Source organism: Acetobacter nitrogenifigens DSM 23921 = NBRC 105050 (assembly GCF_000429165.1).
Classification (GTDB): Bacteria; Pseudomonadota; Alphaproteobacteria; order Acetobacterales; family Acetobacteraceae; genus Acetobacter; species Acetobacter nitrogenifigens.
This window is the reverse complement of the sequence record NZ_KE386853.1, coordinates 58,326-78,424: the sequence shown is the minus strand read 5'-3', so window position 1 is coordinate 78,424 and position 20,099 is coordinate 58,326. Positions and strand designations below refer to the sequence as shown.

The following is a 20,099-nucleotide window of genomic DNA, read 5'->3' as shown; positions in this document are numbered from 1 at the left end:
CGTCCCGTATTCCCTCGCAGCGCGGGCGAAACAGCGCCGACGCACGACTGTAAAACCCGAACCGATCAGCGCCTCGCGCTGCTCTCCGAATATGGCCCGCGCAGGCCAAGAGCCTTGACTGCCGCGACGCCGGAACGAATGGCGCCGTCAATCGTGGCGGGCAATTGCGTCGCCGTCCAGTCTCCGGCCAGCGCAAGATTTGCAAGAGAGGTCCGCGCTTCGGGCCTGCGACGCAGTTGATCCGGCGTCGCCGCGAACGTCGCGCGCTTCTCCCAGACCAGACGCGTTCCGGCGGGCTGAAGCGGCAACGGCATCTCGAGCATGGCGTCCAACGCGCGCCGCACCTCGTTCCAGATGACTGCGGTCAGTTCCTCCGGATCCCGGTCGGCGTATCGGTTGGCGGCGCTGACCGTCACCGACACGATATCGTTCTTGAGGAACACCCACTCCGTAACCGCGCCGATCACGCCGATGAAACCGGCTTCGCCGAGCGAGCCCAGAGCTACCGGAGACCTGTCCAGTCGGAAATGCGCGTTCAGAATGCTTTCGAACCGGTCCGGCGCGTCGAAATCCGGCACGACGTCGCGCAGCAGCGAAGACGCCACTTGAGCCGGAACAGCGAGGATGACCGCGTCGTCATCCCCGACATCGATGACATCATCTGGAAAACGCAGTGCGGTCACGCGTCCATCGGCAACGTCAATCGCAGTGACGCGATTGCCGGTTCTGACCTCCGCCTTGAGCACGTCGAGATGCGCGAGCGCCGGATCGACGAGACTTTCTGACAGGCCGATTTTTGGAAAACGCGGCAGGCAGGCCCGCCCCCCCTTCGCCAACGATTCACGCACCACATAGCCCAGCAGGGCGGCGCTCGCCTCGTCGCTCATCGTATTCAGGGCCGCGATGGAGAACGGCTCCAGCAGACGCCGCGAGAACGCTCCGTGCGACAGGCATTCGGCAACCGTCTGCTCCCGCCCCGCTTTCATCAGGCGGTTGAGGCTGGCCAGTTCGCTGAGCCGCATCCCCGGCACGCGCCGTTCGGGGCTGAGCGTCCACCAAGGAATGCGTCCCATGGACAGGTCAAGGGTCCACCGCCCAGTCTCCGCCAGATCGACGAACGGAAAAATCGGTCGGTCCGGCCCCGTCAGCGTATCGTGCGCGCCGACGAGCCCGAGGTAGCGGAACACGGCCTCATTCGCTGTCAGCAGCAGATGATTGCCGTTGTCGATACGTCGTCCGAGTTTGCGATCCTCGTAGGATCTCGCGCGGCCGCCGCATGCGGGACCGGCCTCGTGCACGATCACATGCTGCCCGCTGCCCGCAATCTCGACAGCGGCGGACAGCCCGGCCAGACCGCCGCCGACAATGTGAACTCTACGCGCCATGGTCAGGCGACGAACGCGCGCGCCACGCTGGCGATCTTGCGGAACTTGCCGACCCGGACGGGCCGCGCGATGTCCGCCCACCCCCGCTGACGCAGCGCCTTGAGAATCGCGGCATACGAGCCGCCCATCATTCGAGCGGGGATCATGGCGCGACGGTCACACTGCGCCATCGCGGCGAAAGCCTGACGGAAATGATCGTCTGCGCGGACGGCAAGAACTGTCGCGACGCCCGCGAGCCCCGGAGCCGTCAGCGCCTTGCGCGGCTCCAGCGGCACGTCGTAGCGGGTCAGCAATTCACGCGGCAGATAAAGTCGGCCCAGACGGGCGTCTTCCTCGATGTCGCGCAGGATGTTGGTCAACTGCAGCGCGCGCCCCAGATGGAACGCGACCTTGTCCGCCATCTCGGACGTATCTCCGAACACGCGGACGGACAGACGGCCGACGGCCGACGCTACACGGTCGCAATACTGATCGAGGGTCGCTTCGTCTGGCGCCACGACCGGGCCGCACGCGTCCATCGCCATGCCGTCGATGATCGCTTCAAAATCGGCCTGCCGCAGATCGAAACGCCGGATAGTGGCGCGCAGCACGCGGTCCAGCGAGTCTTCCGCCGCACCAGCCTCAGGCTCCGCGAACAGACGCGCAACGCGCGCCCTCCACGCGTCGAGTTGCGCGACCCGATCGGCTTCGCCCTCCGCTCCCGGGCGGGACGGAGCGGCGTCGCCGTCCGCAATGTCGTCGACGATGCGGCAGAACGCGTAGACCGCGTACATGCCGAAGCGTCGCTCTTCCGGAAGCACGCGCATGCCCGCGGCAAAAGACGTGCCCGCCTGCAGCACAATGCCTTCAACCCGCGCGAGGTCTCCCACTCCGCAGCCAAGCGGCTGCGCCATCTTCGCTGCGTTCATGTCGGTCCCTTCGGCGGAGCTGGCCCTGGCACCCTTTCGGCCCGCCGCTGCGCGACAGGCGGCAGCGGCGGCAAGAGCGGCGCGGGCGAAATCGGCGCGGCCCGGCGCCACCCGCTCGGCGAGCGGATCGCCCGCGCGCAGTCGCGTGGCCAGACGAAAAGCCAGATTGACGACCGCGCCGCAATACATACGCATCCGCCGGTCGTGCACGAGCGAAACCAGCCTGGCCGCCTTTTCGTTGAGCGCATCCACCTCGTCGAGCAGCGTGTCGAACACCGCGCGCAATTCCGGCGACATGCGCGCCGCGAGAACCGCGTCTGCGTCGAGGCCATGTCGCGCCAGAAGATCGAGCGGCAGATAGCTGCGCTTCAGCGTCCGCAAATCTTCTTTGCAGTCCTGCAGGTGGTTCAGAATCTGCAGCGATGTGCAGAGCGCGTCGGACGCAGGGAAAGTCCGTTCGTGTTCGCCATGCAAAAGAAGAAGGTAACGACCAACAGGATTCGCCGAGTAACGGCAGTAGTCCAGCAGTTCCTCGAAGGTGGCGTAGCGAGCTTTCGTGGCGTCCTGTCGGAACGCGATCAACAAATCGGTAGCGACCTCGAACGGCAGGCCGGTGCGCAGAAGACTCACGCGCAGCGTGGCGCAGGATCGGGCGTCGGCGCGGTCGGGCGCCTCGGCCTCGCCGCGCAGGATCGCCTCCATCGCGTCGAGACGGGCGACCTTCTCCTCTGGGGAGAGCAGAGAACTGTCAGTCACATCGTCGCTGATTCGCGCGAATTTGTAATAGGCGTGCACGTGCTCCCGAAGAACCTTCGGAAACAGGATCGAACCTACGGGAAAATTCTCGTCGCCTTCGCCCTTCCCCGACGACACGTCCGGCGCCCGCCAGGGATCGACGGTCGCGCCGGAAGCGGCCGGATCGTCCGGCTCGGCGCCAACGCTGCTCTCTTTTTCAAAATTTTGGGGCTCGTGCGACATCGCGGGTGCTTTACACGCTCCCTGCGCCGCTGCCTACAGCGCAGCCGTGGCGACGCGCTTTTGACGCATCACTGACCATGCCGCGCCTCGGTGTAGGCGCGGTTCTTCCAGCGCACGCCACGCCCCCGATGGTGATCGACTGCGGAACCGATCGTTGCAGCCGTATAGAAGACCGACACGAACGGCAGGGCCAGCGCCCAGAGAGACGAGATGCGGAAACGTCGAAGCGTCGGCAGAAACGACGCCATCAACACGATCCATACGATCAGCCCGACCCAACGCGACACGCCATGGGCGAACAGCGCCAGCCCTATCGGGGCGATCCACGTCACCACCATCGCCAACACGGTCCCGAGCAGCAGCAGGGGCGAGTAACGAAGCTGCACGTAGGCCGTGCGGGCGATCATCCGCCAGACGTCGCTCGCGTTGGGATAGGGACGAATCGAACGGGCGAGACACGAATGCCCGAGATAGAGCCCGCCGCCCGACCGCTTCACATGCGCGGCCAGCGTGCAATCGTCGATCAGCGCGCCACGTAACGCCGCTATTCCGCCAATCCGTTCGAGCGCCGTGCGCCGGATCAAAATCGTGCCGCCCGCCGCCGCCGCCATCGCGTTGCGTCGATCGTTTACGAGGGCGAAGGGATAGAGCAGCGCGAAAAAATACACGAACGCGGGCACCAGCGCCCGCTCCGCGGCGCTTTCACAGTTCAGTTCGACCATCTCCGACACCATGTCGAGGCCGTCCGCTTCCGCCTTGGCGACCAGCGTCGCAAGGTGTGTCGGGTCGTGCTCGATATCGGCGTCGGTCAGCAGGACATACCCGTCCGCCGCCAGATTCTCGGCGAGCAGCATTTCCTGCGCGCGCGCCACGCCCTGCTCCACGGCCCAGAGCTTGCCGCTCCAGCCGTCCGGCCTGGGGCGCCCGTCCACGACGCTCAGCCGCGCCTCCGGGTCAGGCAAAGCGCGGGCCAGAGCGCCTGTTCCGTCCGCACTGTTATCGTCCGTCAGCACGACGCGCAGGAAGCCTGGATAATCCTGACTCAACAGGGAGGCGACGCTGGCCTGAATGGATTCGGCCTCGTCACGCGCCGGCACGACCACGACGACCGGGGGCGCCCCATGCGGCCCCGCGCCGGGAGAAACCGGCCGGAGGATCGGCCCCGCCTGCCAGAAGCGTCCATGAAAGAAAATAAGCGCGATCCAGACAAGCGCGCACACCGCAGCCAGTATCGTGGCCATCGGACTTCGTCCTTGATAGGGGCTATGTGGGAAAGTTTGATGCTGAAAATGTGAAAGACCCGCCGGAATCCCGACTTCGCGAACACTCGCGCGCGGCGCGGTCAGACGACCGTGAATGTCGTCGGCTGCGGAGCGCGAAAACCCGAGGAGCGAAGATTTTACAGGCCAATTTTCTAGCCGAGCATTCCGGCCTCCCGGAACCATGCGACGGCGTCAGCCACGGCTTCCCGAGCAGGACGAGGTGCGTAACCCAGTTCCCGGATCGCCTTGTCCGACGAGAAAAACATCTTCTTGCGCGACATCGCCAGCATCTCCCGCGTGACGCGAGGCTCGACGCCAAAGCGGCGCGAAAGCCACTCGGAAACGACCGCGACAGGCCAGATAACCTCCTGCCGCAGGCTGATCCGGGGCGGCTTTACGCCTGCGATCTCCGACACCAAGCGAAACAGGTCGCCAAGAAGGTAGTTCTCTCCGCCCAGGATGTATTTCTCGCCGATCACGCCTCGCTCAAGCGCGAGCGCGTGCCCCTCCGCCACGTCGTCGACATGGACGATATTGACGCCCGTATCCACGTAAGCGGGCATCCGCCCCGCCGCGCAATCGAGGATCATCTGCCCTGTGGGAGTCGGCTTGACGTCGCGCGGTCCTACCGGCGTCGACGGATTGACGATTACGGCGGGAAGCCCCCGATCGCGCGTCAAACGCAGCACCTCCTGTTCCGCACGATATTTTGACTTCTTGTAGAGGCCCACGACCCCGTGCTCATGCACCGGCGTCGTCTCGTCAGCGCTGGTTCCGTCGCCGATAAGACCGAGCGCGGCGACCGACGAACAGTAGACGATTTTCTCGACCCCGGCTCGAAGCGCCGCCAGCATAAGAAGCCGCGTTCCCTCGACATTGGCCGCCATCATCGGCGCGGGATCAGGCACCCACAGACGATAATCCGCCGCGACGTGGAAGACATAGCGACATCCTTCAACGGCGCGAGCGAAGGACGCCGGATTGGAGAGATCGCCTTCGACCAGCTCCGCCTGAAGGCCGTCTATATTGCGCCGGTCGCCGCCTGCGCGGACCATCAGGCGCAGATCATGGCCACGCGCGAGCAGGTTACGGGCGACGGCGGAGCCAACGAACCCCGTGGCGCCTGTCACAAGAGTTAGGTGAGACATGAGCGCTTTCTCTCCGGGCGTTATCGCGGGTTGTTTTTACGTGTGGTCGCACGCGGTCGTCGCACGTCACGTGACGCAGCGACCCGATGCTTATCCCGATCTCCAGCAAGTGCGCCAGTGGCCACGACCGCCCTTTAAGCATGCAAGATACGCCCGCAGCGCGCGCCGCCACGCTCTGGACCGGATACGCGTCAAGACGGCGACTTGACGCCAATTATCCTGAGACTGGCGCGTCGCAGGCGGGTAGTGTAATGGGCGTGCCTGTTTTTCCTGCGGGCGCCATGTTTGGCTCCTTAAGCGCGGAAGTCCGCCCGGCGACCGGGATCGGCGATCCGATGCAGCTTTATTCCCGAACCCGACTCCCTCGAGAAATTCGCCGGGTTTTGGACGGGGGCGGCGCCTGCCCTGCGGGCGCCGACGCTGCGTTTTGGTCCGTCGTTCCGGACGCGCCCGACGAGGTTGGCCTCACGCTGCGGGGCATGGGACGGGCAGCAGCCATGATGGACGATTACCGACCTTGAAGAATCTTACCATCCTGCTCAGCCTGCTGGGACTGGCCGGCGTCACCGCCGCGATGGCATGGAGCGGCTTCGGCTCTGTCGTGCACGCGGTGACGCGGATCGGCGTGCTTGGCTTTGTGCTGACCGTGGCGGCTCAACTGTTGGTGGATACGCTTCTGGCGCTCGCATGGAATGCCGCTTTCCCCAAGATGCCCTACAGACATCTGCTTATGGCCCGCATGGTGCGAGACGCGGCGGCGACCTGCCTGCCGTTCTCCCAGCTCGGCGGAATCGTGCTGGGCATTCGCGCCACCTGCCTCACCCCTGAGCATTCCACTGGCCGTAAGAACCACGCAGTCGTCGAATGGCCTGAAGCCGCCTGCGCCAACGTCGTGGACATTACGACTGAGGTTTTGGGACAGATCGTCTTCGTACTGCTGGCAGTGACGTTACTGGTCATCGGCGCTGGCGCGAATCCGCTGGTTAAACCCGTCGTGATCGGAGCCTTCCTGCTGACGATCGGCGTCGCCGGTTTCATCTGGACGCAGCAACGCGGCGGCGTCGCGGTACGCAAGGCCGTCGGTTTTCTCGGACGTCATATCGCCGGCCAGTGGCAGAACAGCATGATGGACGGCGCCGACACCATACAGGAGCGGATGGAGGAGGCGTGGTCGAAGCCGCGCCAGATCATGGCGTCCGCCAGCCTGCATCTGCTGGGCTGGATCAGCAGCGCCGGGATTCTGTGGTTGACCTATCGCCTGCTCGGCGCACAGCTCAATTTTCCTGATTCCATCGCCATCGAGGGCGTGACCTGCGGCATCATGTCCGCATCCTTCCTCGTGCCCGCCGGGCTTGGCGTGCAGGAGGGCGCCTACATGACGCTGGGCCATGCATTCGGCATCGACCCCTCCGTGTCGCTCGGCCTGTCCCTGCTTCGTCGGGGACGCGAGTTGTGCATCGGCGTTCCCGTGTTGCTGCTGTGGCAGAGTTTCGAAATGCGTGCGCTCCGACGTCGTGAGGGCGCAGTGGCCGTCGCAGCGCCAGATCTTCCAACGCCGTTGCAGACGAGCGAACCAGCCAATCCAGTGGAGACGACGCGTGTCGGCTGACTCATCCAGTCCGGCGATCGAGCCGTGCTTCGACACGCTCGCAGTAATCGGGCCGGGCCTGATCGGTTCGTCGGTGCTGCGTCGCGCGCGTCAGACCGGGACGCTCGCCCGGCGTTTGATCGCGGTGGAGATCGACCCTGCGTTTCGAGAGCGCGTCACGACGCTCGGCATCGCGGACGAGGTGACAGGAGACGTCGCCTGGGCTGCGTCCGAAGCCGATTGCGTGATGCTGTGCGTGCCCGTGGGCGCGATGGGCGAAGTCGCTGCGACCGCCCTGCCCGCGATGCGCCCCGGCGCGATCCTGACAGACACAGGCTCGACGAAGATGTCGGTGATCGACGCGATACGCCCTTTCCTGCGTCCCGACGTCGCCTATGTTCCGGCCCATCCTATGGCTGGCACGGAATATTCCGGCCCGGACGCCGGTTTCGCGACCCTGTTCGAAAACCGGTGGTGCCTGCTGACCACATTGGCGGACGCGGATGAGAAGGCGCTAGAGCGCGTCACCGAGTTGTGGCGGCGTTGCGGCGCCCGCACGAAGACGATGACCCCCGAACATCATGACCGGGTCTGTGCGATCGTCAGCCATCTACCGCATCTGCTCGCGTTCACGATCTGCGGCACGGCGGACGATCTGGCCGACGAAACGCGCTCCGAAGTGCTTGATTTCGCGGCGTCCGGCTTCCGCGACTTCACACGCATCGCCGCCTCCGATCCCGTCATGTGGCGGGATGTTTTTCTGTCTAACCGTGACGCGATTCTCGAAATGCTGGCTCGTTTCACAGAGGACGCGCAAGCGATGGCCCGCGCGATACGCTGGGGCGACGAGAGCTATATCGTCGACAAGATCGAGCGCGGGCGCAGCATCCGTCGGAGCCTGATCGAGAACAAGCAGGCCTGAGACACTGCCAGGACAAACCTGACAAGCCGTGCACGTCGTCCTGAGCAAGGGACGATGTGACAGCCGCCTTCGGCGGGTTTATGGTCGTCAGCGTGACGCAACGACGGCGTTTCCGCCGGTCCGCGCCTGACAATACAGGGACACGCCAACCGGGCTTCGCCCCACGCGCTCCCTGTCGCACAGAGAGGCATCATGGTCGTCGCTTCAGTTCAGCCCGATTTTGCGGCCCTTGCCGCCACGCCAGTCGTCGACGAGCCGTTTCCACATGTCGTCGTGAAGAACTTCATCCGGCCAGAAGATCTGGACGCCGTGTTCGCGTCCCTGCCGGCGATGTCGTCCGGCGGTTCATTCCCACCAGAATCATTGAGCCTCGCGCCGCTGGTGAACAATCTGGTCGAGCAGTTGCAGGGCGACGTCCTGCGAGACGCCATCGCCGCCAAATTCGGCCTCGACCTTGCCGACGCGCCGACGATGCTCACCCTGCGCGGGCGCACTCGCGAGAAGGACGGTCGCATTCATCGCGATTCCGAAGCTAAGCGCGTGACCGTCCTTCTGTATCTTAACCCGTCGAGCGCGGCTTTCGAGCGACAGGAGGGTTGTCTGCGCCTGCTGCGTGGTCCCGACGACGTGGAGAATTACGCAGTCGAGGTTCCGCCGGTTAATGGAACGCTGTTGGTGTTCCCTAACGGTCCGACCACATGGCACGGCCACCGCCGTTATGTCGGCCCACGCTATACGATCCAGCTCAACTATATGGAAACCGGAGCCAAAGCCCGCTCGGAACTGAGGCGTCACAAGCTGTCGGCGTTCGCAAAGAAGTTGCCCTTCGCGGCGTAATTTCACGAACACCCCGGTTGCGGTCACCGTCTCCGATCGGCATTCTGAGCGCGTCGCTCTGAAAGAGACCGCGCGGAGGCCTTGCCGTGACATTCGTCCACACATCGAACCGGAATGGCCGCGACGAAAATGATTTTCGACGCTGCTTTCGTGCGCCTGGTGAACAAAACATCGTGCTGATCACAAAATATATTACTTTCTGCAGTTCCCTTACCTGGAAAGGGATTCCGGCGAAGCTTGAGCAGAGAGAGTGATCGTTTGCTGATTCCCTTGGCGGCTTTCGGTAAAGTCTATACGTCCGTGAAGATCGTCGACGGTGAGCTATGGATGCGAATTGTCGACGGAAGGGGCAAAAGAAATTCTCCATTCTAACAGAGCGGCATTGCGTATTTCTGAGGCGAGAAGTTGGGTCGCCGACGAGCAAGTCCATCAATCGTAACCCGAGCAAAGCTGCAGATTTGATGGCCGCTCCATGGCCCGGCGGTAAAAGCGGCTGCGACGCTCGGCAATAGATTGAAGGCGCATATTGCCGTCACCTATATTGGAAACTGATCTCACTACAGCGTCGCGATGCGAAAGTAAGGAAACGCCCTTCAGCGAACGGCGTCATTTTATTCGCACGATGTTTTTCGTTGCGCGCCAAGAAGGAGAGGCGTGACCGTCCGCCAACCTCGGCCTAACCGAACGCATTCCATAGGCCAAACATCACGCCGATGTCCTGGGCGACCCAAGACTGTTCCCGGCTCACGCCTCGTCAGGCGGATCCTGCGTCGCGAGCAGCGCAGAACAGCACCGTCACCGCCTGAACGTCACCAGCAGGCCAGCCGCCCACAGAAAATCGACCCGACCGACGTCGATCAGGCACCATCAATATTGTCGATGTCGTCCGGCCCCTGCGTGGGGTCATAGGCGACCGGTTTGCGCAGCAGTGCGAAACCATAGAGCAGCAACGCTGCGCCTATGGCCAGCGGCAGCCGATGCAGCGTCCACACTGCCCAGCCCTCGACCAACCCTGTGTCATAGATCAGCGTCCACCCATCGATGACGATCAGCGCGAACCCGCCCATGATGGAGGCAGCGATGATTGCGAGACGACGGGCGTAGTTCGGTTCGTTCGGCATGCCCAGAGCCTAGAACATCATACCGCCGGACGGAAACACTCAAGCGGGCCACGGCAAAGTATCGGGCGAAGCGGCAAAGTTCGTCCGTCAACCACGCGTGAACGGGCAAAACGTCGCGCAAATCACTACAGCCTTGGTCACGCGGTTGCGTCCGGGCGCTTTACGATCAAAAGGCGATCAGCGTCATTTTCCAAATTTTCTCTGGAAATTCAGATGCCACAAGGTCGAACGCAAACGCTGGGACGACCGCACCCAACGCGCGGCTCCCGAAGCGTCGTCCTCCCGCGGCGCCGGGTCAGCGCGTCAGCGCGTCAGCGCGCGCGCCAGCACATTCTGCGTTTCAAGGGAAACCGGCAGCGTCGTGTTCGTCAGTGGGACGCCCCGCCAGCCCGCTCCAATCGCCGAGTAGAGGTTCACCGCGTCGCGCAAACGCTCAAGCTTGGAGAGAGCCTCCATGTTTTGCGCGTTCAGGGTAGTGCGCTCGGTCGTCAGCACGTCAAGAAAGCCGATCAGACCTGCTCCATACAGTTTGCGAGCCCTGTCCCGCGCCAGGGCGCTGTCTTCTGACGCCCGGTGCAATTTCTCAGCATATTCGACGTCGTCATGCCACGCGGCCATCGCGTCCTCGACTTCCTTGAAGCCGTTGAGAACGGTCTGGCGATAATGCAGGCGCGCAGCCTCCGCCTCGGCCTGCGCCGAACGCACGGCCGCCGTATATTTTCCGCCATGAACGATCGGCAGGCTCGCCATCATCAGGAATTGCCAGCTCATGGCGTTGACCTGAAACGCCTGATAAACAGCCGAAGCGTTCGGATTGAACGTCAGCGGAATGGCGAAATGCGGATAGAGATCGGCAACCGCGACCCCTATCTGCGCGGTGGCTACAGCGTATTGACGCTCCGCTTCGCGAATGTCGGGGCGATTGGCGATGACGATTGACGGCATTGTCGCGGGGAAACCCGGCACGGTCGGCAGGGGGAGAGGTTTTTTCAACTCCGCCTCAAGCGCGCCAGGCATTTCTCCGACCAATACGGAGATCGCGTGCGACACCTGCGAGACGCGGGTACGCAGCGGCTCTCGCGCAGCGAGCTGGGAATCAAGTTCAGCCTGGGCCTGTGCGATCTGCAGGGTGTTTCCCACGCCCTGCAGATACAGACGGTTCGTCAGGTCGAGGCCGTCCTGCGCTACACGGATATTGTCAGTGGCGATCTTGATCTGAAGCTGCGTTACCCGCAGCAGCATGTAATCGTTGGCGAGATTGGAAAGCAACGTCATCAGCAACGCCCGTCGCCCTTCGACCGTTGCCTCTACGGCATGCTCCTGCGCCTCGACGCTGCGGCGGATGCGCCCGAATACGTCGATTTCCCAACTGGCGCTCGCGCCGTAGGTCAGCAGGGAGGCTTCGGGCCGATTCTGGGGGTTGCCCGGACGGATGGGCCAGTTGTCGATATTCAGTGAATACCTGACGTCGCCACCGCCCGCGTTGGCGTCGACCTGCGGATACCAGGCGGACGCCGCTTTGTCGCGCATGGCGCGCTCGGACAGGATTCTCTCGCCCGCGATCCGCAGGTCGTAGTTCCCCTGTATTGCGGAAGCAACCAGCCGATCGAGCAGCGGGTCGTTGAACAGCGCCCACCACTGCGTCATCTCACGGTTGGTGCGTTCTATCTCCTCCTGCGTCGCCGGGTGTTCGGACACAGCTTCCGTAAAGCCCGCCGGAACTTTCATCCTGTCCGGTTGAAAATTCGGCCCAACCGTACATCCCGCCAGCAGAAACGCCGCAGAGAGGCCCGTCGCGAGCCTGCGGCGGATGATGGCGCCGACGGAAAATCGCCCCTGCGCCGCCACCGCTCGCAAGTTAATCGTCGGAATATCGATGTTCATCATTGTCAGCATCGGCTCACAAATGATCCTGGAGCCAAGTTGAGAGCTTGCCTCGCCGGCTCCGTGATTCAGGGCCAACAGTGATCGTGGCGGTCATGCCAGCCGCCAAGGTAACTTCAGGCGGCGTGGCGTCCAGATGAATGCGAACCGGGATACGCTGTGCAAGACGAACCCATGTGAAGATCGGGTTGACGTCCTGCAGCCCCAGACGGTCCGGCGTTCCGTTGGCGTCATTGATGCCGCGGGCGATGGAGACGACGTGGCCGGGAATGATCTGCTTGTAGCCCATGAGTTTCACGCGGGCGACATCGCCGACATGCACGCCCCACATCTTCGTTTCTTCGAAATAACCATAGACCCAGTAAGAGTCGGAATCGATCACGGCCAGCCTCGCCTGTCCGGCGCTGGCGTAATCGCCGACACGCAGGTTCAGGTTGGTGACGTAACCGTTCACCGGCGAGTACAGGACCGAACGTTGCAGATTCAGCTTCGCGACATCGAGCGCAGCCCGCGCCGCGTCAACGGACGCCGCCTGCGTCGCGACGTTGGAATTGAATACTTCCTGCTCTTCAGCCGACACGATGCCAGACAGCCCCATGCGGCGACGTGCGTCGTTCTGCCGAAGCTTCAGATCCTCCAGCGCACCATCCAGCCGAGCCTGCGCCTCGCGGATAGCGAGCCTAAACCGAACGGGATCGAGGACGTAAAGCGGGTCTCCCTTGTGGACGAACTGGTTATCCACGACGGGAACCTGAACCACGGTGCCCGAGACTTCGGGAGCCACGTCCACGACATACACGCGGACGCGTCCGTCACGCGTCCATGGCGCGATCATGTACGTGTTCCACAAGGTGATTCCCAGAACGACGGCCAGCGCCACGACCGCCAGGGTCAGGAAAACGCGGATCAGGGTGCGAAGCAACGACATCTCGGGGTCTCTAAACCTTAACTGCGGAAGAATTCGTTCAGACGTACAAGATCAACAGGCAAAGAATACAGACGTAGAGCGCCACCTCGAACAGGGCGAGGTGCCAGAACCAGCGCATGAGGCCGGTCCACCACAACAACGATCTGACAAGCATTGTGACCGGCAACGCCGCCAGTGCGTAGACGACGATCGGCGCCATAAACACGCCGAACAGGTTGAACTCGGTCAGCATCAGGCTGCTCTCGCATAGTGCGAAGTGGCTAATCGCAAGTCAGCGTGCGCGCGCGGGTGGTCGGCAGCCTGTTGCATTGGACCATTCTTATGAAAGAAACCGGGAGCCACGTCGACAAGTTGTGCGATCTGCAAAAGACAGGCAGCCATGCGTCGGGCGGATCCCATATTTCCGGCTCCTTGCCCCGTTCCGACCAGAAGCCGCTGCGCCTGCCGCCGCAACGCCAACGAAACGTTCAGGGGATCCTGTCGCAGCGCGCGCATCGCCAGAAGCGCCTCGCGCACCGGTTGCGTCTGAACGCCTGTGGCTTCCGGCGCATTCATCAGCCTCCGCAGTCTGGCCACCACGCGCCCAATCGAAACCGCCGTCAAAGCTGCGTCCGTGACGTGGAAAACGCGCACGGACGTCTCGACAAGCGAAAGGCGTTGCGCAATCCGGAGAACCCGCTGCATCTGCGTCTGCTCCCACCCGACCCAGTCGAGGCGGCGGTTCAGAGGTTGCTTCGCAATATCTTCTACAGCCCGGCACAGACCGGCGCTCAGGCGCCCCGCCTCCAGCCGCTGGTTTGTGGGAAGAATCACCCGGAACACCAGAAGAACCGCAATCACTCCGACTGCATACGCCACCCAGCTGTTCAACAGACTCAGGTCGTTGAAACGAATCGGATTCTGCACCTGACACATACTGCTGCAGAACACAGCGTAGCCGAATCCCCGAAGCGCATATCGCGGGTGGAACTGGATCCATATCCCCGGAAGCAGACAGACAAATAGTGAGAGCCACACCATGACGAAGCCATCGACGCGCGGCAGCAGCAGCGCCTGAAACGCGTAACTGCCGGGGATCGCTAACAGCGTGCCGGACCCGAGCATGACCGCGGCTGCCGCCGCAGAAGACGCGGTAGCCAGAAGGCACGACGCCGCGATGACGTAGATGAGCATGTTCGGCCCGGCGTCCCAGCGAAACACGTACCAACTCAAAGTCGCGAGTAGCGTGACCAGAACGCCACGGAACCCATTACGAATCGCAGCAGACCATTCCAGCAGCGCCGCGAGGCGCACGCGGCGCTCCCGCCACACCCTGTCGGACAAATTCAGCACGACGCGCCGAAGTTGTTCGACGATGTCACGCTCGCTGTCGATCGCAGCCAAGCCTTCAAGATCTCGCGCCTCGCACGCCAGCGCGTCCAGTTGCGTCATCGCATCATCCAGCAGCCCACGAACAGCGGCGCTCTCGGCGTGCAACAGCTCCTTGCCCGGCATGGCGCACAGGGCGCGCATGAGTTCCGCCGATATCGCGCGCGCCTGATGGACCAGATGCTGATCGGTGGTCGCCAGAGCCCGCCAGGACGCATGATGGGCGCTCAGCATGCCAAGCAGTCGGGCCACGCCTTCTTGCAAGGCTCTGGCGCGACGCCCGATTTCGTAATCGCCAGACGACGCATATTCGATCGTCTCGATCATAGCGTTGCATTGCGAGAGCAAACGCGCCCGCGCGCCGTAAGCGCTCATATCCATTTCACGAAACATAAAGTCGCGCGATGCGCCATCTTGCGCCGATGCGCCGCCGCCAGCGTCCGGCGGAGGGGCCAGATGGACAAACTGCCCCAGAACCTCTCGTAGAAGACGATCTATTCGCTCCCGAAGATTGTCCGGGCCGGTCGGCGTGGTCAGGCGGAACACGATGGCCGTGCTGACGATTCCGATCACGACGACCGAAACGCGCGTCAAGGCCCCCATGAAGATCCGGTCCGGGTTGGAAAACGCGCCAGACGCAATAATGATGATCGTATAGCCGGACAGAACCGCCGCGTATGCCCGAAAGAAACGCAACAAGGTTGCGACGAAACATGCGATGCCAATAACGAGGGAGAGCCCGGCGAAAAACAGCAACGGCTGTTGAGGAAAGATCGCCATCAGCCCTACGCCGAGGACTGCGCCAATCAGCGTCCCGACGATACGCCAGACACTTTTGGACACCAGCGCGCCCGGCGACGGATTCGCGACGATCAGCACCGTGGTCGCGGCCGACAGAGGTTGCCCCAGCTGCACGAAGGCGGCGAACCACAACGCCAGTCCTATCGAGAGCCCGACCCGAACGCTATAGAGCGCCGTCGGGGTTAGGGCCGCCAGTTCCTGCCGCCAGTCTGATCGCAATGCGCCAAACCAGCGACGGAGCGGGACCGCCTTTCCAGCTTCGCTCCATGTTCGAGCCGTCGCGCCTGAGGCTGCCGCGCGACGAGTCATCGCGCGTCCCGCGTCGACCGGCCGCCAGAAGCAGCGCTCTCATCGCGTCGATCCGTTGTCGCCCCGCCCTCCTCGAGCGCGCGTTTCTCCCGCGCATTATGAACTGCCCCCAGAACCCGTCCGAAAACCGAGAGACAATCCTGAAGCGCCTGCGTCGAAGCACCCTCAAGCAAGCGGGCGCCCACGCCGTCGACCGCGTCACGCACGCGATCAGCCATGTTCGCGCCTGCTCTGGTGAGCGTCACGTGTTTCGAACGGCGATCCTCGCCATCGACATCCCGCGTTACGAGACCCGTTTTCTCCAGCACATCGAGCACGCGAGCCAGCGACGGCGCCTCCACCGACAGCGCTTGAGCAAGGTCAGTCTGACGCACAGGCGGCGGAAGCTGACCGAGGTAATACAGCGGCCTCCACTGCGCGTCCGTGAGATTATAGCTCCGGAGATCACGATCGACCTCTCGCCGCCATGCGGTTGCGATACGCGACAGTTGCTGTCCGAACTCCCGACGCATCAATGTTTCCGCGTCCGCGTTGCTCATGGCCCTGAATGTTTCACGTATGAGATCACAATAGAAAGCTCGCTAATAGTTCGTATGCTAACTATTATAGCGATGCCAAAGAACGCAGCGATGCGCAATCTTTTTTATGCATGATACCTATGTTGATCATGCGCATCACGGTAAAATCGAGCCGGTGAGTTCACCCTCGAGGGATGGAGCGAGACTTGTTACAGCGCTCATCCCACCACGTTTGGTCACATGCCATGCAGGCGCTTACTGTTCACGAAACACGTAAAAGCCCCAAAAAAAACGGGCCAAAGGCCCGTTTTGCTCATCGACCCGATGTGGTCGTTCGTTCCGTATCGGTTACTTCCCGCGACGTCGTGAGACCAAACCCCAGATCGAACGTCCAGCGAAACGAGCGACAGGACCTGTCACGGTCGCGCCCATAGCAGTCAGCGTTGCGGTCTGGCGCAATTCGTTCAATGAGCGATCACGCTTCATCCGCGCCTCCACTTCCGCCGGCAACAGATAGGAACGACGTCCAAGGAAGATGAAAAACAGCGCCAGAAACACATCCACGCCAAACACTGCGGCGGGAGCGCCAACCGGTCCGAAGCCGAATTTGAACAGGAAAATCGCCCATAGCAGGGCATGGCCGGTGATCAGCGAAAAAAAGCCTAGAACCGCGCCGACGAGCAATAGCGCCACCTGTCGACCGAGGCGCATGGCCTTCTGTTGAAGGAGCTGCCCCTCCGCCTGCATGGCGGACTTGCCGACTTCAAAGATGCGCATGTGTTCCGGATGTCCTCGCGTCAGACCGGCAGGACAATTCCGCCGGAGTTCCTGGTTTCCGATGACGTTCCGGGAGCGTCAGCGTGATCTCCGGCGCCATCGACCAGCCGTCAGGCTGGCCATGACGACGGCGTTCGACGCAGGAAACCCGTGCGCGAACGCCGCCCGGTAGTCGATGCCCGGACCTTAGCGCGAGAGGCGCCCCAGGACAAACCCCACGACCGCCGAAATCCCGATGGACAACAGAGGCTGTGTGCTGACCTGAGTCGCGACGCTCTTCTTCTGAGTCTGCGCGATATCCTTGACGTTCGCCGCAGCGGAGGTCGCCGCGTCGCTGAGTTTCGGCAGAATATGCTGCTGCACGAACTGTTCCAGCTGAGCCTTCACTGTTTCGAGATCGTCACGCGCGGAAGACGTGGCGGCCTCAAGAGCGCTCTCGGCATCCTTTCTGATTTTCTCGGCGGACATTCCAACCTGACCCCTATCGTTACGCGAACCCGACCCGCGCGGGCTCCTGCTGGGCTTAACTCCGGCGAGCGGCTGTGGTTCCATGCGCGCCATGATCTCCCCGCATACCGCAACTGAGCTGAAAGCGCCCCACGACAGCCCGACGCTGGTTCTCGAAGGGTTCGTCTGCTCGTCTAACGGGCCGCGCCTCGACCTCGTGCTACGTGCTGGCGAATGCGTCGCTCTCCTTGATCTCGACGACGGTCCGCAGGGGCTTGCGCCTCTCGCGGAAACGCTGGCCGGGCACACCTCTCCCGCCGCCGGACGGATCGTTGTGAACAGCGTCGACGTCACCCTGGGCGAGATTGGACGACGGGGCCTCGCCACCGTAGGACGCCGCGATCCGCTTTTTCCTCCTCTTACCGTCCGGGAGAACGTCGCCTTTCCGGCTCGCGCCCGCGGGGCCTCCGCAACGGAAGCGAGCAGGAGCGCCAGCGAATGGCTCGCCCTGCTCGGCCTGGAGAGCATCGCGGATAGACGTCCGGAGGCGCTGGGCTCCGGAGAGCGTATCCGCACCGCCATCGCCCGCGCGCTTGCATCCAACCCTTCGGCGCTTGTGCTGGACGACATTTTCGTCGGGCTGGATGGCGAGACGCGCCGGGACCTTCATCATCGCCTTGCCCGGCTGCGCCTTGCGCGCGGACTGACGCTCCTTCTGATCACGCGCGACCGGGCGGACGCCCTGACCGGAGCCAACCGCATAGGCGTGGTCGCCGAGGGCTCGCTGCTGCAACTCGCCGACGCAGGCACGCTCATCGAACGCCCACATTGCGCGCGCGTCGCCACCGCGATGGGGGACGCAAACGTCCTGATCGGCCTGATCCTGTCTCTAGACGACGATATCGCGCAGGTTCGGCTCGCAGCGGGCGGAGTGGCGGAAGCCATGGCCGATCCAGATCTGCGGGAAGGCGATCTGGTCGAACTTTGCGTTCGACCAGCGCAGATAGCGCCGATGTTTCCGCGTGGCGCGACACGGGACGACGGCGATGGGCTGCCGGCGACGCTGCAGGACATCGCACATCTGGGCGATGTCCTGCGCCTTCGTTTTCGGCTTGAGGACGGCTCGGACCTGATCGTTCATCGTCCGCCTGGTTCCCTTCCGCCCGGCGTCGTGGCAGGACGTCCCGCGCGCCTCGCCTGGAGGCCGGGAGGCGCGTTGGCCTTTCCGTCCACGACGAAACAGCGCTAATCTGCCCGTTCCGCGTTCTTTCCAAGGTTTCCTTTGTCCGGTTTGAAGAACCCTGCCCGTTCACGCGTCACTGTATCCCGACGCGCGGCGACCCCCGTTCTCGCCATGCTGGCGCTGCTCGTCGGTCACGCGCACGACGCCGCCTCTCGCGGACGGGCGCCGCATCTTGTGGTCGCGACCCTGCCGGGAGAACTGAAAGCTGCACAGACTGAGGCGCTGTGGCGGCCATTCACGCGCGAAACCAGAACCGTCGTCGACGTCGTGACCTGGGATGGCACTCTGTCGCAGCTCCGGCAGAGGCTTCGTGCGCGCAAGCACGACTGGTCTTTGGCCTTGATAGAAGACACCACACTCTCCGTCGGGTGCGGTCAGGGGCTTTTCCTTCACACAGGCAACTCCCCTCGCGACAAGACGACCGGCGTAAGCGACGGCTGCGGCGTTCACGCGCTTTCGGTAGATCTGGCGCTGACATGGGACGCATCGAAGCTCCAGACCGCACCCACATGGGCCGATTTCTGGGACGTCGCGCGTCATCCCGGCAAGCGAGGCCTGCGATGTGATCCGCGAGGCACCCTGGAAGCCGCACTTCTATCCGACGGCGTCCCTCCCGGCGATATCTACGCGACTCTCGCGACGCCGGAGGGGGTGGAACGCGCTTTCAAGCGCCTCAGCCAGTTGCGGCCTTATATCGTGTGGTGGAGCACGCCAGAGGAAGCTGCGCGCATCCTCACCTCCGGGGCGGCGCTGATGGGCACTGCGCCGACTGCCGAAATTCTGGCCGCGAACGCCCGATCGAAGTCCGGTCCGTTCGGCATTCTCTGGTCTCCCCGACTTCGGGTCGATTACGACTGGGTCATACCCGCAGGCTCGGGAACGAATACGAACCAGGGCAAGACTCTTGAGGACTGGGCCACGGCGCCAGAGCAGTTTCAGGCAATGGCGATTCGCTACCCCAGCGCCCCCTTGCCGGCAGATCCTGTTGCCACGTCAGGGTCCTCGCGAAAGAGCGGCGACCAATCGAGCGGAACGAAGGACGTCGCGACGAACGTGGCTCCCGAATCCGCGCCGGTTAACGACACGCCGCCGCCGCTTCCAATCAGTTCTGCGTTCTGGCGCGATCATCTTCCCGCCATCGAAACGCGTTTTGATCAATGGCTGGCGGAACGCTGAACCGGAAGGGCGTCTTCTCCATGAGCCACTCCGCGCTTTTCTTCGCCATCCGTCTCGGCGTCACAGCTCTTTCGGCAGCCCTGTTCAGCACATTGTGGCTTGCCGCGCCGGGCCGCCAACGGGTGGCGAGCGGGCTGCTCGCGTTTTGGATTCCAGCTCTGCTTCTCGCGTTCATGACGCCGGGTTGGCTGCACGAGGCCCATGTTCCGGCCGAAGCAGTCTTTGGATCACTGGCGCAAGGCGCGTGCATCAGTCTGGCTGCGGCGCTGCCGGCTCTTGCAGCTCTGGCGCATGCGCCGGGAGACCTCGCTCGGACAGCGCGCGGACTGGGCGCCGACTGGCGGGCTCGGGCGCTCTTGCTCTGGCTGCCGCTGTTGCGCGGGCGGCTGCTGTTCGGGCTGGGCGTTATTCTCGTGCTTTCCGCAGCCCTTGCTGCAATGGATCTTCGGCGCGTCGTTTCCTGAGGCCGATGCTGACCCTGAGCATTTCGGGCCAGTCA

At 63.3% G+C, this 20,099-nt stretch carries 19 protein-coding genes and 1 pseudogene; 7 read left to right on the top strand and 13 right to left on the bottom strand.

Going from position 1 to position 20,099, the window contains the following annotated elements; translation table 11 throughout:
• Positions 1–65: 65 nt before the first annotated feature.
• The 5 genes and pseudogenes from hpnE to hpnA form a co-directional block, all read right to left on the bottom strand.
• On the bottom strand, positions 66–1,385 hold the full coding sequence (gene hpnE, locus G442_RS0119345) for a hydroxysqualene dehydroxylase HpnE (protein WP_026399257.1): 1,320 nt from the start codon (positions 1,383–1,385) through the stop codon (positions 66–68).
• 2 nt (positions 1,386–1,387) lie between these two features.
• Complete coding sequence (gene hpnD / locus G442_RS0119340) at positions 1,388–2,293, bottom strand: presqualene diphosphate synthase HpnD (protein ID WP_026399366.1); 906 nt, start codon at positions 2,291–2,293, stop codon at positions 1,388–1,390.
• A gap of 57 nt (positions 2,294–2,350) precedes the next feature.
• Positions 2,351–3,271, bottom strand: a pseudogene (gene hpnC, locus G442_RS23600) (squalene synthase HpnC); the annotation flags it as partial.
• A gap of 68 nt (positions 3,272–3,339) precedes the next feature.
• The gene (locus G442_RS0119330) at positions 3,340–4,512 is read right to left on the bottom strand and encodes a glycosyltransferase (protein ID WP_026399256.1); all 1,173 of its coding nucleotides are present in this window, start codon (positions 4,510–4,512) and stop codon (positions 3,340–3,342) included.
• 173 nt (positions 4,513–4,685) lie between these two features.
• Positions 4,686–5,681 (bottom strand): hopanoid-associated sugar epimerase, encoded by a 996-nt coding sequence (hpnA, locus tag G442_RS0119325; protein ID WP_026399255.1) that lies wholly within the window; start codon positions 5,679–5,681, stop codon positions 4,686–4,688.
• A 140-nt stretch (positions 5,682–5,821) separates the two neighbouring features.
• On the opposite strand from hpnA, the gene G442_RS0119320 reads away from it, so the two are divergent.
• The 4 genes from G442_RS0119320 to G442_RS0119305 all read left to right on the top strand — a co-directional run bounded on the left by G442_RS0119320 (position 5,822) and on the right by G442_RS0119305 (position 9,028).
• A complete protein-coding gene (locus G442_RS0119320; RefSeq protein ID WP_146882320.1) occupies positions 5,822–6,202 on the top strand; it encodes a hypothetical protein in 381 nt (126 codons plus the stop codon).
• A complete protein-coding gene (locus tag G442_RS23595) occupies positions 6,199–7,290 on the top strand; it encodes a lysylphosphatidylglycerol synthase domain-containing protein (protein WP_084440740.1) in 1,092 nt (363 codons plus the stop codon). Before G442_RS0119320 ends, G442_RS23595 begins: the two co-directional genes overlap by 4 nt.
• The gene (locus G442_RS0119310) at positions 7,280–8,191 is read left to right on the top strand and encodes a prephenate/arogenate dehydrogenase family protein (protein ID WP_026399253.1); all 912 of its coding nucleotides are present in this window, start codon (positions 7,280–7,282) and stop codon (positions 8,189–8,191) included. The genes G442_RS23595 and G442_RS0119310 overlap by 11 nt, the downstream gene beginning before the upstream one ends.
• Before the next feature lie 192 nt (positions 8,192–8,383).
• Positions 8,384–9,028 carry a 2OG-Fe(II) oxygenase gene (locus G442_RS0119305; RefSeq protein WP_026399252.1) on the top strand — a complete coding sequence of 215 codons (645 nt, stop codon included), beginning with the start codon at positions 8,384–8,386 and terminating at the stop codon, positions 9,026–9,028.
• Between the two features lie 857 nt (positions 9,029–9,885).
• Here G442_RS0119305 and G442_RS0119300 read toward each other — a convergent pair.
• The 8 genes from G442_RS0119300 to G442_RS0119260 form a co-directional block, all read right to left on the bottom strand.
• Complete coding sequence (locus G442_RS0119300) at positions 9,886–10,149, bottom strand: hypothetical protein (protein WP_026399251.1); 264 nt, start codon at positions 10,147–10,149, stop codon at positions 9,886–9,888.
• A gap of 303 nt (positions 10,150–10,452) precedes the next feature.
• Positions 10,453–12,033 carry an efflux transporter outer membrane subunit gene (locus G442_RS0119290; protein WP_051292593.1) on the bottom strand — a complete coding sequence of 527 codons (1,581 nt, stop codon included), beginning with the start codon at positions 12,031–12,033 and terminating at the stop codon, positions 10,453–10,455.
• Between the two features lie 16 nt (positions 12,034–12,049).
• Complete coding sequence (locus G442_RS0119285) at positions 12,050–12,961, bottom strand: biotin/lipoyl-binding protein (protein ID WP_026399249.1); 912 nt, start codon at positions 12,959–12,961, stop codon at positions 12,050–12,052.
• A 37-nt stretch (positions 12,962–12,998) separates the two neighbouring features.
• Positions 12,999–13,193, bottom strand: a complete 195-nt coding sequence (locus G442_RS0119280; RefSeq protein ID WP_026399248.1) for a DUF1656 domain-containing protein — start codon at positions 13,191–13,193, stop codon at positions 12,999–13,001.
• On the bottom strand, positions 13,193–15,439 hold the full coding sequence (locus tag G442_RS23590; RefSeq protein WP_084440739.1) for an FUSC family protein: 2,247 nt from the start codon (positions 15,437–15,439) through the stop codon (positions 13,193–13,195). Before G442_RS23590 ends, G442_RS0119280 begins: the two co-directional genes overlap by 1 nt.
• Positions 15,436–15,978 (bottom strand): MarR family winged helix-turn-helix transcriptional regulator, encoded by a 543-nt coding sequence (locus G442_RS23585; protein WP_084440738.1) that lies wholly within the window; start codon positions 15,976–15,978, stop codon positions 15,436–15,438. Before G442_RS23585 ends, G442_RS23590 begins: the two co-directional genes overlap by 4 nt.
• 327 nt (positions 15,979–16,305) lie before the next feature.
• Positions 16,306–16,734, bottom strand: a complete 429-nt coding sequence (locus tag G442_RS0119265; protein WP_026399247.1) for a hypothetical protein — start codon at positions 16,732–16,734, stop codon at positions 16,306–16,308.
• A 186-nt stretch (positions 16,735–16,920) separates the two neighbouring features.
• The gene (locus tag G442_RS0119260; protein WP_026399246.1) at positions 16,921–17,202 is read right to left on the bottom strand and encodes a DUF883 family protein; all 282 of its coding nucleotides are present in this window, start codon (positions 17,200–17,202) and stop codon (positions 16,921–16,923) included.
• Between the two features lie 82 nt (positions 17,203–17,284).
• Between G442_RS0119260 and G442_RS23580 the strand changes: the two genes are divergently transcribed.
• From G442_RS23580 to G442_RS23570, 3 genes are read left to right on the top strand one after another with little or no spacing between them, the layout of a single operon-like run.
• Entirely contained in the window at positions 17,285–18,430 is a 1,146-nt protein-coding gene (locus G442_RS23580) for an ABC transporter ATP-binding protein (protein WP_051292568.1), read from the top strand.
• A 42-nt stretch (positions 18,431–18,472) separates the two neighbouring features.
• Positions 18,473–19,600: an extracellular solute-binding protein gene (locus G442_RS23575; RefSeq protein WP_246789557.1), complete on the top strand. Its 1,128-nt coding sequence runs from the start codon at positions 18,473–18,475 to the stop codon at positions 19,598–19,600.
• Positions 19,582–20,064, top strand: coding sequence for a hypothetical protein (locus tag G442_RS23570; RefSeq protein ID WP_051292566.1), 483 nt, complete (start codon positions 19,582–19,584; stop codon positions 20,062–20,064). Before G442_RS23575 ends, G442_RS23570 begins: the two co-directional genes overlap by 19 nt.
• Positions 20,065–20,099 lie beyond the last annotated feature (35 nt).